The sequence below is a fragment of the Streptomyces sp. CNQ085 genome, from assembly GCF_022614595.1.
Classification (GTDB): Bacteria; Actinomycetota; Actinomycetes; order Streptomycetales; family Streptomycetaceae; genus Streptomyces.
Window position 1 is genome coordinate 21289 of sequence record NZ_JAJFAU010000013.1, and the last position, 13537, is coordinate 34825.

13 protein-coding genes are annotated in these 13537 nt (G+C 72.1%); 9 read left to right on the top strand and 4 right to left on the bottom strand.

Annotated elements, in window-relative coordinates; all coding sequences use genetic code 11:
* Positions 1-177 precede the first annotated feature (177 nt).
* Complete coding sequence (locus LJ221_RS04560; RefSeq protein WP_374228376.1) at positions 178-522, bottom strand: hypothetical protein; 345 nt, start codon at positions 520-522, stop codon at positions 178-180.
* A 423-nt stretch (positions 523-945) separates the two neighbouring features.
* Here LJ221_RS04560 and LJ221_RS04565 point away from each other — a divergent pair, with 423 nt between their 5' ends.
* Entirely contained in the window at positions 946-2196 is a 1251-nt protein-coding gene (locus tag LJ221_RS04565; protein WP_241713970.1) for a hypothetical protein, read from the top strand.
* Between the two features lie 92 nt (positions 2197-2288).
* Here LJ221_RS04565 and LJ221_RS04570 read toward each other — a convergent pair whose 3' ends face one another.
* On the bottom strand, positions 2289-3290 hold the full coding sequence (locus tag LJ221_RS04570) for an ATP-binding protein (RefSeq protein ID WP_241713923.1): 1002 nt from the start codon (positions 3288-3290) through the stop codon (positions 2289-2291).
* Between the two features lie 104 nt (positions 3291-3394).
* Here LJ221_RS04570 and LJ221_RS04575 point away from each other — a divergent pair, with 104 nt between their 5' ends.
* Complete coding sequence (locus tag LJ221_RS04575; RefSeq protein WP_241713925.1) at positions 3395-4219, top strand: oxidoreductase; 825 nt, start codon at positions 3395-3397, stop codon at positions 4217-4219.
* 424 nt (positions 4220-4643) lie between these two features.
* Here LJ221_RS04575 and LJ221_RS04580 read toward each other — a convergent pair whose 3' ends face one another.
* Positions 4644-5492 carry an HAD family phosphatase gene (locus LJ221_RS04580; RefSeq protein WP_241713927.1) on the bottom strand — a complete coding sequence of 283 codons (849 nt, stop codon included), beginning with the start codon at positions 5490-5492 and terminating at the stop codon, positions 4644-4646.
* A 439-nt stretch (positions 5493-5931) separates the two neighbouring features.
* Here LJ221_RS04580 and ssd point away from each other — a divergent pair, with 439 nt between their 5' ends.
* The 7 genes from ssd (at position 5932) to LJ221_RS04615 (ending at position 11089) form a co-directional block, all read left to right on the top strand.
* Entirely contained in the window at positions 5932-7035 is a 1104-nt protein-coding gene (gene ssd / locus LJ221_RS04585) for a septum site-determining protein Ssd (protein ID WP_241713929.1), read from the top strand.
* Positions 7036-7043: 8 nt separating this feature from the next.
* Positions 7044-8267 carry a TadA family conjugal transfer-associated ATPase gene (locus tag LJ221_RS04590; RefSeq protein WP_374228378.1) on the top strand — a complete coding sequence of 408 codons (1224 nt, stop codon included), beginning with the start codon at positions 7044-7046 and terminating at the stop codon, positions 8265-8267.
* Positions 8268-8332: 65 nt separating this feature from the next.
* The gene (locus tag LJ221_RS04595; RefSeq protein WP_247719652.1) at positions 8333-9184 is read left to right on the top strand and encodes a type II secretion system F family protein; all 852 of its coding nucleotides are present in this window, start codon (positions 8333-8335) and stop codon (positions 9182-9184) included.
* A 455-nt stretch (positions 9185-9639) separates the two neighbouring features.
* Positions 9640-10071, top strand: coding sequence for a type II secretion system F family protein (locus LJ221_RS23615; protein WP_308314718.1), 432 nt, complete (start codon positions 9640-9642; stop codon positions 10069-10071).
* A 182-nt stretch (positions 10072-10253) separates the two neighbouring features.
* Positions 10254-10391: a DUF4244 domain-containing protein gene (locus LJ221_RS04605; protein WP_241713936.1), complete on the top strand. Its 138-nt coding sequence runs from the start codon at positions 10254-10256 to the stop codon at positions 10389-10391.
* On the top strand, positions 10378-10725 hold the full coding sequence (locus tag LJ221_RS04610) for a TadE family type IV pilus minor pilin (RefSeq protein ID WP_241713938.1): 348 nt from the start codon (positions 10378-10380) through the stop codon (positions 10723-10725). Before LJ221_RS04605 ends, LJ221_RS04610 begins: the two co-directional genes overlap by 14 nt.
* Entirely contained in the window at positions 10709-11089 is a 381-nt protein-coding gene (locus tag LJ221_RS04615) for an Rv3654c family TadE-like protein (RefSeq protein ID WP_241713939.1), read from the top strand. The genes LJ221_RS04610 and LJ221_RS04615 overlap by 17 nt, the downstream gene beginning before the upstream one ends.
* On the opposite strand, the gene LJ221_RS04620 is transcribed toward LJ221_RS04615, so the two are convergent.
* On the bottom strand, positions 11013-13478 hold the full coding sequence (locus LJ221_RS04620; protein ID WP_241713973.1) for a DEAD/DEAH box helicase: 2466 nt from the start codon (positions 13476-13478) through the stop codon (positions 11013-11015). The two genes, LJ221_RS04615 and LJ221_RS04620, sit on opposite strands and share 77 nt — an antisense overlap.
* Between the last annotated feature and the right edge of the window lie 59 nt (positions 13479-13537).

Here is a 13537-nt window from a genome sequence, read left to right on the forward strand (position 1 = left end):
TCATAGCAGACCAGCCCTTGTCGCCACCTGACAAGGGCTGTCCGTCAAGTGGTGTAGACCTTTTGTGCTCAGGGGTCGGCGCCTGTCGGTGAGCGGTCGACGAGCGGTCGAAACGGCTTGTCCTCCCGCTCTTCACTCTGCCGTCGGCCGCCGGTCTCCCGTTGTGCGCGGGACCGTTCAGGCGACCGCCGCGCCGGGGCGCACGGCAGTGAGGACCGGCGCCTCGCCTCCGTTCCCGTTGCCCGGATCGCCCAGTGCGTACGCCTGTGCCTCACCGACGTGGAGATGCATTCCGTGCGGGATCGTGGAGTTGCGGCTGACCGCGCCGGCCTGGATGTTCGCCGAGGTGCGCACCGCGACGCCGGTAACCGGCGGTCCGCCCAGGGCTCCGGAGGTCATCGCCGACAGCGGCGACTCCACACGGGTGACCGGGGTGACGGCCGGCACGGCGGCCAGCAGCCCCGGCGCCGGCCCCCCGGGCGGTGGGGGCGGGGCGTGGCTGCACCAGGACGGCAGGTACACGCGCTGCGCCCGGACCGCTTCCGCGGGGGCCTCCTGGACGCGAGGAGGGCGGACCGGCAGGCGTGGTCGGCGTGGTCGGCGGGGTCGGCGGCTTCTGTGGCGTCGGCGCCGTCAGGACGTTCGGAGGGACTTCCAGGACGAGGGCTGGCGCAGGCGGACACACTCGTCTCCGTCGCGAGGTTGCGTCACTTGACGTGTGGGTATGACTACATAAAGTCGCGGTAAGCGAATCGTAATGTCGCTCGAGGTGCCAAGGGGGAGAGCCGGAGCAATCGGGCTCACCGTTCACGCCCGGGGGTGAATAAGTCGCAGGAACCGGCCTTTTCGCTTGCGCCTCCCACCGTGCGTGTGAGGTTGGTCGCAGGTCGAGCGCATCGGCCGGAAGAGCACAGAGGCGACGACGGAGGCGATGAGATGGAGAGCATGGGAGCCGCGTGGAGGCTGACCAGAGGCGTCGCGGGAGCGGCCGTGCTGGCCGTGCTGGCCGTCGGCTGCTCGGGTTCGTCCCCGAGCGTGTCGAAGGACGAGGGACATGCGAACAAGGACGGGCGGGAGGCGAGGCCCGCGGCCAAGGCCAGGCTCATAGGCGACGGCTCCACCGCCTACATAGGCGCCCAGCCGAACCAGCCCGGTTTCGGGCGTCTGAAGCCCGGCGACAAGCCTCCGCAGTTCGTCGTCTTCTCCTGGGACGGCGCGGGGGAGGACAGTAAGAAGCTCTTCTCGCACTTCCGCGAGGTGGGAAGGAAGTACGACGCGTACATGACGTACTTCCTCAGCGGAGTGTACGTGCTACCCGAAGGGGAGGCCCACCGCTACGAGCCGCCCGGCCGTGGTCGAGGCGCCTCGGACATCGGCTACCTCAAGGACGAGAACATACGGGCCACACTGGAGCAGCTCCGAGGTGCCTGGCTCGAGGGGAACGAGATAGGCACCCACTTCAACGGCCACTTCTGCGGTGCGAACGGCGTCGGCGGCTGGACGCCCGAGCAGTGGAGGAGTGAGATCGAACAGGCCAAGTGGTTCGTGAAGAACTGGAAGACCACGACCGGCTGGAAGGACCTGGAGCCCCTCCCCTTCGACTACGACCGGGAACTGGTCGGCGGCCGCACTCCCTGCCTGGAGGGCCGCGCGAACCTTCTCCCCGCCGCGAAGGAGATGGGCTTTCGCTACGACTCCTCCGGCAACGGCACCCAGGTCTGGCCCGACAAGGAGGGCGGCCTGTGGGACCTGCCGCTCCAGCAGGTGCCAATGCCCGGACGCTCCTTCGAGACGCTCGCGATGGACTACAACTTCCTGGCCAACCAGTCGGGGACGGTCAACGGCGATCCGGCGCAGCGTGAGGCATGGGGGCGCCAGATGCGTGACGGGCTGCTGGAGGGCTTCGACCGCGCGTACGACGGCAACCGCGCACCGATGATCATCGGCAACCACTTCGAGGACTGGAACGGCGGCGTCTACATGAAGGCCGTCGAGGACGTCATCAAGAAGGTATGCCCCATGGCCGACGTGCACTGCGTCTCCTTCAGGCAGCTCGTCGACTGGCTCGACGCCCAGGACCCGCGGCTTCTGGAAAGGCTGCGCACGCTCGGTGTGGGGCAGGCACCCGAGGGCGGTTGGAAGAAGTTCACGACCGCCCCGTCGGCGGCGGCCCCCTCCCAGTCGTCCGGCGCGTAGACCCCGCCCCTCCCGGCCCGGCGTCCCCGCACACGCGGCACGGTCGGCGCGCCCGGCGCGCCGACCGTACGACGCGAGGGACCGGGTCCGGGTCAGACGGGCCGGGAGAGGCGGGGCTGTTCCTCACGGAGCATGAAGGAGGGATCGACCTGGGCCGCCAGATCGACGCCCGTCCTCGCGTTGCCCCAGCTCTCGGCGTTCTTCAGGTGGAAGTGCACCATCTGCCGGGTGTAGCGCTCCCAGTCCCGCAGCCCGTACGAAGCGTCCGCCGTCTCCTGCATCATCCGCAGCGCCTTGTGGTTCGCGTCCTCCAGTTCGGAGAAGGGCCGGAGGCGGCCCTTCTCCATCGCCCGGACCCAGTCGGAGTGCCCGACGGTCACCAGGAGGGCGTCCCCCGCCTCCGCGTGCAGGAAGTCCAGGTCTTCCTGGCCCTGCACCTTGTTGCCCACCACGCGCAGCTGGACATCGTAGTCCCGGGCGTACTCCTTGTACTGCCGGTAGACCGCCATGCCCTTGCGGGTCGGTTCGGCCACCAGGAACGTCATGTCGAAGCGCGTGAACATCCCGGAGGCGAAGGAGTCGGAGCCCGCCGTCATGTCGACCACCACGAACTCCCCGCGCCCGTCTACCAGGTGGTTCAGACACAGCTCGACCGCGCCGACCTTGGAGTGGTAGCAGGCCACGCCCAGATCCGCCTCGGTGAAGGGGCCGGTGGCCAGCAGTCGTACGTCGCCGCCGTCGGGAACGCCTCCGGGCCGGACGCGGCGGGCGCACGCGTCGTACACGGGGTTGTCCTCGGTGATCCGCAGCAGCCGGGATCCCTCACCGGGCGGAGTCGTCTTGATCATCGTCTCGACCGAGGCGATCCGGGGGTTGGCGCCGCGCAGATACTCCTTGATCAGCGGCAGACGGGCGCCCATCGCCGGCAGGGCGGCCGCCTCCTCCTCGTCCAGGCCCAGCGCGACGCCCAGGTGCTGGTTGATGTCGGCGTCCACGGCGACGACGGGGAGGCGCTGGGCGGCCAGGTGGCGGACGAACAGCGAGGACAGCGTCGTCTTGCCGCTGCCTCCCTTTCCCACGAAAGCGATTTTCATGGTCGGAAGCGTAGTGGGGTGCTCGCGGTACGGACGGGGGCCGCGTGAAGAAGACCACTCGATCGTGGGGCTTTCGCGCCGTCGGCGGTGCGTAGGGTCTAGGCATGTCTACGACTGCTGATCCCCTCGCGGCGCTGGGTGCGCTGCCCGGTGTCGCCGACTCCGTCGAATCGGTGCGCAAGGCCGTGGACCGGGTGTACGGGCATCGGGTGATGCGGCGGCGCAGCAGCGAGGTCACCGCCGAGGCGGTGCTGAGAGGCGCCCGCGCCTCGGCAGCGCTCGGCGGCGCCGACTGGCCGCTGGAAGAGGTGCGCCGCCGCAGCGACTTCGGCGCGGACGCCGAGGCGCGTACGGTCGGCGCGGCCCTGCGGGTGACCGCGGAGGCCGGTCAACTGCTGGACGTGTGGCGGCAGTCGCCCCTGCGGGTGCTGGCCAGGCTCCACCTGGTGGCGGCGGGCGGCGAGGCGGATGGCGAGCGGGTGGGCCGGCCGCGGCTGGCGGGCGAGCCGGTGGAGGAGCCTTTGGTGTCCAGGCTGCCACTGCCGGAAGCCGCCGAGGTCTCGGCCCGGCTGGACGCCCTGGCGCAACTGGTGGTCACGGGTACTTCCGCATCCGCGCTGGTGGTGGCGGCGGTGGTGCACGGCGAGCTGATGGCCCTGCGGCCCTTCGGGGCGTACAACGGCCTGATCGCCCGGGCGGCGGAGCGGATCGTGCTGATCGGCGGCGGCCTCGACCCGAAGTCCGTCTGTCCCTCGGAGGTCGGTCACGCCGAGCGGGGCGAGGGCGCTTACGTCGGGGCTCTGGAGGAATACGTCTCCGGCAGCCCGGAAGGAGTGGCGGCGTGGATCCGTCACTGTGGCCGGGCCGTGGGGCTGGGCGCACGGGAGAGCACAGCGGTCTGCGAGGCCCTCCAGCGCGGGGCGGCCTGACGTGCGGGAGGTGCACAGGCCCGATCCGCGGGACAGGTAGAGCGGTCGGAGACCCGTACACAGTGATGCGGCGGCACCGGCGCGAGGTCGGTGTCGCCGCTGGCACGTCCGTCGGGGTACCAGGCGTGCACGGTACTGCCGTCATCAGGGGGGGACTCCGCCCGACCCTGGTGCGGCCGGCCCTATCGCGGGTCTGCTGCGCGTGGGTTCCCGGCTTCCATGCTCGGTCCGTGGGGCCTTCTTCTGTGCCGATCCTCCTTTCGGACGGTATCGACCAGGTCTCGCGGGCCGTCGACTCCTTTGTACCCGAAAAAGGGGCGAATCGGAACCTCTCTCCATGGATCTCTACTTTCCATTTCAACTATCCTGAAAGCTCCGGAACGCCGCGAAGGGGGCATCGGGTCCAGTCGGAGTGCGGCGGTGCTCACGCCGCGCCGAGACGGGCGCGCCGTCGGCTCGCGTACCAGACCAGGCCGGCGGTCGCCGCCGCCGCGCCAACCGCCACCGCGGCGGCCAGCGCGGGGCGCTGAGGCATGGCGAGCGAGGGGACCCGCTGCTTGAGGCGGACCGGACGCTGGAAGGCGAGGATCGGCCAGTCCCGGGTCACCGCCTCCCGGCGCAGCGCCCGGTCGGGGTTGACGGCGTGCGGGTGACCGACCGCCTCCAGCATGGGGATGTCGGTGGCCGAGTCGCTGTAGGCGTAGCAGCGCGAGAGGTCGTACCCCTCGGACTCCGCCAGTTCGCGCACGGCCTCCGCCTTGGTCGGACCGTACGCGTAGTACTCGATCTCGCCCGTGAAGCAGCCGCCCTCGACGACCATGCGCGTCGCCACGACGCGGTCCGCGCCTATCAGCTCGCCGATCGGCTCGACCACCTCCGCGCCTGAGGTGCTCACGATCACGACATCGCGTCCGGCGAGGTGGTGCTCCTCGATGAGGGAGGCGGCCTCGTCGTAGACGATCGGGTCGATGAGTTCGTGGATGGTTTCGGCGATGATCTCCCTGACCTGCTGGACGTTCCAGCCGCGGCACATCGCGGACAGATGGGCGCGCATCCGTTCCATCTGGTCGTGGTCGGCGCCTCCGGCGAGGAACACGAACTGCGTGTACGCGGTGCGCAGTGCGGCACGCCGATTGATCAGCCCGCCCTGGTAGAAGGACTTGCCGAAGGTGAGCGTGCTCGACTTCGCAATGACCGTCTTGTCCAGGTCGAAGAAGGCAGCGGTGCGCGGCAGTGAGTGGTTTTCCACGAGGTGAGCATATGCGCCCACCATTCGGCGTAAGGTGAGGCGCGTGGGTTTGCCTGAGAAGGCTCTCGGGTACACCATGGAAGTCACGGATCGTTCGCGACCGTGCTATCCCGGTCCGACTCCTCCCCCCCCGAGTCGGCCGTGGAGACGACCCCCGCTCTCCCCCCCGGCGGGGGTCGTCGCATGTCCGGACGCGTTTTGCGTCGTCGGAGCCCTCTCCCTCCCTTCCCTCGGTCCGCAGCGGCGTGAGCCTCCTCCTTCTGGGGTCGGTCACTCTCCGTATTCGTCAGCCCGCTCGCGTGAAGCCACTCGTTTGGGTGAGTGAGTTATTCACAACTGCCGAGTTGTCCACGTATTTAGACCAAGATCAACGAGTTTTTCCGTTCCCCGGCACGGTGTTTGAGCACGGAGTTCGCGGAGCCACCGCGAACTGGAGAGCGAGAATCCGGAAGGGGAACGGGACGTGACCGGAAGCATCCTGATCGTCACCGAGGACGAGAAACTGCTGGACGATCTGCTGCGCCTGTGCGCGGCGGCCGGGGCCGAGGCGGAGGTGGCGCACGGCGCGCCGCCGGCCCCGGGGCGATGGGGGAATGCCCCGCTGGTACTGATCGGCGACGACCGGGCCGACGCGCTGTCCCGGTCGGCGCGCGCGCCCGCGCGCCGACCGGGTGTGCTGCTCATCGGCCGGGATCTGGACGACCCCGGCATCTGGCGGCGTGGTGTGGGGGTCGGCGCGGAGCACGTGGTGCTCCTGCCCGACGGCGAGTCGTGGCTTACCGGCCGGATCGCCGACGCGGCCGAGGGTGTCGGACGGCAGGCACTGACCGTTGGGGTGATGGGCGGGCGCGGCGGGGCCGGGGCCTCCACTCTGGCCTGCGCGCTGGCCCTCACGGCCGCGCGTGCGGGACACCGCACGATGCTCGTCGACGGTGATCCGCTCGGCGGCGGGCTCGATGTGCTGCTCGGCGGGGAGCGGGCGGAGGGACTGCGCTGGCCTGCGCTCGCCGACTCGCGCGGCCGGGTCGGCGGCGCGGCTCTGGAGGAATCCCTGCCCACTCTGCACGGTCTGCGGTTGCTCAGCTGGGACAGGGGGGAGAGCGCGGCCGTCCCGCCGGAGGCGGTGCGCGCGGTCCTGGGAGCGGCCAGGCGGCGTGGCGGAGTGGTCGTGGTGGATCTGCCGAGGCAACTGGACGAGACCGTTGCCGAGGTGCTGGCGCAACTCGACCTCGGCCTGTTGGTCGTGCCCGCCGAGCTACGGGCCGTCGCGGCGGCGCAGCGGGTCGCCTCCCGGGTGAGCTTGATGCTGCGGGATCTGCGGGCGGTGGTGCGCGGCCCCTTCGGACCGGGGCTGGAGGGAGACGAGATCGCCCGTCTGCTGGGGCTCCGGCTGGTCGGCGAAATGCCCTCCGAAGGAGGGCTGACGGACGCGGTGGACGCAGGCCGTCCGCCCGGCACGGACATGCGTGGCCCGCTGGCCCGGTTCTGCACGGAATTCTGGGCCCGCGCCCTGCCGGAGAGCGGCAGGGCACGGCCCGCCGATGGCCGGGGGAGCGTGGCCGCGTGAGCGTGCGCATGGACGGTCGGAGGACCGCGCGCGGTGGAGCGGATGCGCGCGCTCACACGTACGGCGGGGCACCCGCTCCGCGGACGCTGGTGGACGCGGTACGTCTGCGGCTGGCTGAAGCCGGCGCGGAACCCACGCCCGCCCGGGTCGCGGCGGCGCTGCGGGCCCAGGGGCGGCTGCTCGGGGACAGCGCTGTGCTGGGCGTGGTGGAGGCGCTGCGCTCGGAGATGGTCGGCGCCGGCCCTCTGGAGCCGCTGCTGGCCGAGCCGGAGGTCACGGACGTCCTGGTGACCGCTCCGGACGAGGTCTGGGTGGACCGCGGTGGCGGGGTGGAGCGCACCGCCGTCCGCTTCCCCGACGTGGCGGCGGTGCGCAGACTCGCACAGCGGCTGGCCATCTCGGCGGGGCGGCGGCTGGACGACGCCCGTCCCTGGGTGGACGCCCGGCTTCCGGACGGGACCCGGCTGCACGCGGTGCTGCCCCCGGTGGCGGTCGGCTGTACATGCCTGTCCCTACGGGTGGTACGGCCGCGGGCTTTCGCCCTGCCGGAGCTGACGGCGGCCGGTACGGTGCCTCCGGGCGGGGAGAGCCTGCTGAGAGCGATCCTGGACGCCAGGCTGTCGTTCCTGGTCAGTGGTGGGACGGGGTCGGGGAAGACGACCTTGCTGTCGAGTCTGCTGGGGCTGGTGGGGCCGAAGGAGCGGATCGTCCTGGCCGAGGACTCGGCCGAACTGCGTCCCGACCATCCGCATGTGGTGCGACTGGAGACGCGTCCGGCCAACCAGGAGGGCGCGGGCCGCGTCACCCTGCGGGACCTGGTGCGGCAGGCGCTGCGCATGCGGCCTGACCGGCTCGTGGTCGGTGAGGTGCGCGGTGCTGAGGTGACGGATCTGCTGGCCGCGCTGAATACGGGGCATGAGGGCGGCTGCGGGACGGTCCATGCCAACGCGGCGGCCGATGTGCCGGCCCGGCTGGAGGCGCTGGGCACCACGGCGGGTCTTGACCGGACGGCGCTGCACAGCCAGCTCGCGGCGGCGTTGTCGGTGGTTGTCCACCTGGTGAGGGACCGCCGGGGCCGGAGGCGGATCGCCGAGATCCATGTGTTGGAACAGGACCGGTACGGCCTGGTGGTGACGGTGCCCGCCGCTGTCCGAGGACCGGAGGGCTTCGTGCGGGAACGGGGCTGGCCGAGTCTGGAGCGACTGTGCGCGCGGGGCGGTGGTGCGCTGTGACGGCGGCCGGAGTACAGGCGGGGACGCAGCCCGAAGTGGTGTACGTGGGTTCGGTCTGCGCGGTGATGGTGTGCGCCGGAGCGGTGAACCGGATGCTGGGCCGGTCCGGGGAGAGGGCGCGGAGGGCCCGGCTGCTGCGCGCCGGCGGCGTCGAGCCGCTGTCACGGTGGGGCGGCTCGGCAGGCGGTGCCGTGGAGGCCGTCGTCCGGACGGTGCGCGGGGCCGGGGCCCGGGTGGGCCCTGCGTGGTGGTGCCTGGCGGCGGGTGTCCTGCTGGCGCTGCTGGGGGAGTCGGTACTGCCGCTGCTGGCCGGTGTGGTGGCGGTGCCGCTGCTCGATCGCCGGCTGCGGGCACGGGAGCGGCGCCGTACGGGGAGAGCAAGGGGGGCGACTGTCATCGCCCTGTGCTCGGCGGTCGCGGGTGAACTGCGGGCCGGACGCACACCGGAGCGGGCCCTGCTGGCGGCCGGCATGCCCGGCTTCGGGGGCGCGGGGGCGGCGGTGTTGGCGGCGGCCCGGTTCGGAGGGGACGTACCGGAGGCGCTGCGGCAGGCGGCTCGGCGGGAGGGGGCGGAAGGGCTCGGCGGAATGGCCGCCTGCTGGCGGGTGGCGGCGGACAGGGGCGCGGGCCTCGCGGACGGGCTGGACCGGGTGGCCGGTTCACTGCGGGCGGAGCGCGACCGGCGGGAGGAACTGCGGGCGCAGCTGGCCGGGCCGCGGTCCACGGCTCTGGTCCTGGCGCTGCTGCCGTTCTTCGGGCTGCTGCTGGGCGGTGCGATGGGAGCGAGGCCACTGCACGTACTGCTCCACAGCCCGGCCGGTTGGGCCTGTCTGGTCGGCGCCGGGTTGCTGGAGTGGGCCGGACTGGCATGGGTTTCCCGGATCGTCCGAAGGGCGGAGGAGGGCGGGCGGAGGTGAGCGGCGGATTTGTCCACAGTATGTGGACAGTGTGTGCGGGGTCTTCCGCGTCGCTCCCGTCGCCGCGGTTGCCCGCGCTGTCCCTCTCGGTCGCCGCGCTGTGTCTGCTCGGCGGGGTGTCGGCGGCCGGCCGGGTGCGGCGGCTTCGTCGGCACCGGTCGGTGGATCTGTCGGCAGCCGGAGCCCGGTCCGGGGGCGATACCGGGGCCGGAGCGCGAAAGGTGCTGCGCGTAACCGGAGTGTGGCGATCTTCGGCCCGGGAGGCGGCCGCGATGACCGGGGCCGTCGCCCTGGGGATCGCCCTGGTCGGAGGCCCGGTCGGCTGTCTGCTCGGGACGGCCGCGGCGTACGGCGCGCGGCGCCTGCTGAGGGAGAAGGGGGCACGAGGAAATGCCTCAAAGCAACGCCATGAGGGCGAACGGGGCGCTAGATCGCATTCCGATATCGAGTCGTCGGTGACAGGACAACTACCGATCACCGCGGAACTCCTGGCTGCCTGCCTGGCCGCCGGGTCGGGGCCGGAAGAGGCGGCCGGTGCGGTCGGCGGTTCGGTGGGTGGCCCCCTTGGCGAGAGGTTGGTGCGGGCCTCGGCCGAACTGCGGCTCGGCGGCGACCCGGTGGCCGTCTGGACGCGGCTGGGCGAACTGCCGGGGGCGGCGGGGCTGGCCCGGTGCCTGGAACGGGCGGGGACGACCGGTGTGCCCGCGGTCGAACCGGTGGGCCGTCTGGCCGCCGAGTGCCGGGCACGGCAAGCCCGGGCGGCCACGGAGCGGGCACGGCGGGCCGCGGTCCTGGTTACCGGACCGCTGGGGCTGTGCTTCCTGCCCGCCTTCCTGCTGGCGGGTGTGGTTCCGGTGGTCATCGGTCTGGCGCGATCGCTGCTGTGAACCGCACGGCACGGGCCGCGGCGGACGCGGAGCCGGTACGGACAAACGAGACGGAGGAGCGGGGCATGAGGGAACGATCGACAGGAGGACGAGCGATGTGGGGACAGCACAGGCAGAGCCGGAAGGCGGTGTGGGCCGACCGGAGGACGTGTGGAGTCCGCGACCGGGACGCACAGGCGGGAATGAGCACAGCGGAGTACGCGGTGGGCACGATCGCCGCCGCGGGTTTCGCGGCGGTGCTCTACAAGATCGTCACCAGTGGCCCGGTCTCCACGGCGATGCGGCAGCTGATCGAGCGTGCGCTCGATGCGGGTTTCTGAAAGGCGGGACCGGGGCTATGTCACCGCGGAGACCGCCGTGGTGGTACCCACCCTGGTCGCTCTGCTCGGTCTGCTGCTGTGGGGTGGGGCCGCGGTGGTCGCCCAGGTGCGCTGCGTGGACGCGGCGGGTGCGGGAGCGCGGGCGGTGGCGAGGGGCGAGCCGCCTGAGAAGGTCCGCCGAGCCGTGCGGGAGGTCGCACCGCGGGGAGCGGAACTGCAGACGTCCCGGGAGGGTGAGCTGGTGCGGGTACGGGTCACGGCAAGGACGGCAGGCCCCGGCCCGGTCGGCCTGGAACTGGAGGCTGAGGCGGTGGCGTATGCGGAACCGGGGTGATCGTCGGCCGGCTCCCGGCGGCGTCCGTTCCCGGGAGCGGGGCTCGGCCACGGTGTGGGCCGCGCTGTGCGGGCTGGTGCTGTGCACGGTGGCGGCGGGCGTACTGGGGCTGGGACAGGCCGTCGTCACGCGCCACCGCGCGGGCGCGGCGGCGGACGCGGCAGCGCTCGCGGCGGCCGATCACGTCCTTCGGGGCGTTGAGGAGGCGTGTGCCGCCGCGCGGCGGGTGGCAGCCGCGCAGCGGGCGAGTGTGGTGCGCTGCTGGGTACGGGAGGAGGTCGCGGACCTCACGGTGCGGGTGCGGTCGGGGCCGTACTCCGCCGGGGTGAGGGCTCGGGCGGGACCTGCCGCAGCAACTCTGTGAGGAGCCGTATCGCGCCGCGCTTGTGCAGGGGATCATTGCCGTTGCCGCACTTGGGCGACTGGATGCACGAAGGGCAGCCGCTGTCACACTCGCACGCGGCGATGGCCCGGCGGGTCGCGGTCAGCCAGTCGCGGGCGGTGTGGAAGGCGCGTTCCGCGAAGCCGGCGCCGCCGGGGTGCCCGTCGTAGACGAAGACCGTCGGCAGCAGGGTGTCGGGATGCAGAGGCACCGAGACGCCGCCGATGTCCCATCGGTCGCAGGTGGCGAAAAGCGGCAGCATGCCGATGGAAGCGTGCTCTGCGGCGTGCAGGGCGCCGGGCAGTGTCTCGGGGCCGATCCGGGCGGCGTCGAGCTGGTCCTCGGTGACCGTCCACCACACCGCGCGGGTGCGCAGGGTGCGCGGCGGCAGGTCCAGTCCGGACTCGCCGAGCACCTCGCCGGTGACGAGTCTGCGGCGCAGATAGGAGACGACCCGGTTGGTGACCTCGACCGAACCGAAGCACAGCCGTGCCTCGCCCCAGGGAATCTCGGTGTCGGTCTCCAGAACGGAGACCGAGGTGGTGTCCCTGGCCATCGTCGTCCAGGGTGGGCTCGCTTCCTCGACCAGGGCGACCGAGTCCTCCAGGTCGAGGCGACGGACCACGTAGGTACGGCCCTGGTGGAGGTGGACCGCGCCGTCGTGGACGGTGGTGTGGGCCGCCGCGGCGTCGACCGTGCCCAGCAGCCGCCCGGTGCCGTCCTCCACCACCTGGACGGGCCGGCCGCCCTGGCCGCGGATGTCGGTGAGATCGGTGGCCCGCTCGCGGCGGGTCCAGTACCAGCCGGCCTTCCGTCGGCGTAGCAGTCCGCGCCGTTCCAGCAATGGCATCAGATCGGGTACGGCTGGCCCGAACAGCTCGAGATCCGCTTCGGTGAGGGGTGCCTCCGCCGCCGCGGCGCACAGATGGGGGGTGAGGACGTAGGGGTTGTCCGGATCCAGGACGGTGGACTCCACGGGGCGGCGGAAGACCGCGTCGGGGTGGTGTACGAGGTAGGTGTCCAGTGGGTCGTCCCGGGCGACGAGGACGGCCAGGGCGCCCTGGCCCGCCCGTCCGGCGCGCCCGGCCTGCTGCCACAGGGAGGCGCGGGTGCCGGGATAGCCGGCCAGGATCACGGCGTCGAGGCCGGACACGTCGATGCCGAGTTCGAGAGCGGTGGTGGCGGCCAGTCCGAGGAGTTCACCGGAGTGCAGTGATCGCTCCAGTGCGCGGCGCTCCTCCGGCAGGTAGCCGCCCCGGTAGGCGGCGATCCGTCCGGCCAGGGAGCGGTCCACCTCGGACAGCCGTTCCTGGGTGATCAGCGAGATCAGCTCGGCTCCGCGCCGGGAGCGTACGAAGGCGACGGTCCGCACGCCCTGGACGGTGAGGTCGGTGAGGAGGTCGGCGGCCTCGGCGGTGGCGGTCCGCCGTACCGGAGCGCCGCGCTCACCGTGCATCTCCGTCAGAGGGGGCTCCCAGAGGGCGAAGACCACCTCGCCGCGCGGGGAGGTGTCCTCCGTGATCTCGGTGACGGGCAGGCCTGTGAGGCGGGTAGCGGTCTCACCCGGTTCGGCGGCCGTGGCGGAGGCCAGCAGGAAGACCGGCTCGGAGCCGTGGCGGGCGCACACGCGCCGCAGCCGGCGCAGCACCTGGGCGACGTGGGAGCCGAACACACCGCGGTAGGTGTGGCACTCGTCGACGACCACATAGCGCAGGGCGCGCAGGAAGGAGGACCAGCGGGGGTGGGCGGGGAGTATCCCGCGGTGCAGCATGTCGGGGTTGGTGAGTACGTGGTTGGCGTACTGCCGCACCCATTCGCGCTGCTCGAAAGGGGTGTCACCGTCGTAGACCGCCGGGCGTACGGCGCTGCCCAGCGGGGCGGCCAGTTCGCCCACAGTCCGCCGCTGGTCGGCGGCCAGCGCCTTGGTCGGGGCGAGGTAGAGAGTGGTGGCGCCGCGTCCGTTCGGAGCCCGCGCGCCCTCCAGCAGCACGCTGAGCACCGGGGCCAGATAGGCCAGCGACTTGCCGGACGCCGTGCCGGTGGCGATCACCACCGATTCCCCTCGCAGCGCGTGCCCGGCGGCGCGGGCCTGGTGCTCCCACGGACGGTCGATGCCGGCGGCGCGAATCGCGTCGACCACTTCCGGCCGAATCTGACCAGGCCAGTCCGCATGACGACCGTTCCGCGGGGGCAAGTGCTCCACATGGGTGATGCGCACGGCCCGGTCCGTCCCTGCGGCAAGGCTTTCGAGGACCGTTCGGGGAGACGGGGACGGGGGACGTGCGCCTGCAGACGTCGCGCGGTGGTTGGTGGCCATCGGAATCGAGTGTGTCACCGGCGCGACGGACAATGGTCGCAAGGCGTCGTGCAGGCCCCCGGGTAAGTGATTGAATGCTTCTGCGGCTGCCGATCCGTCCTCTACCTTCGGCG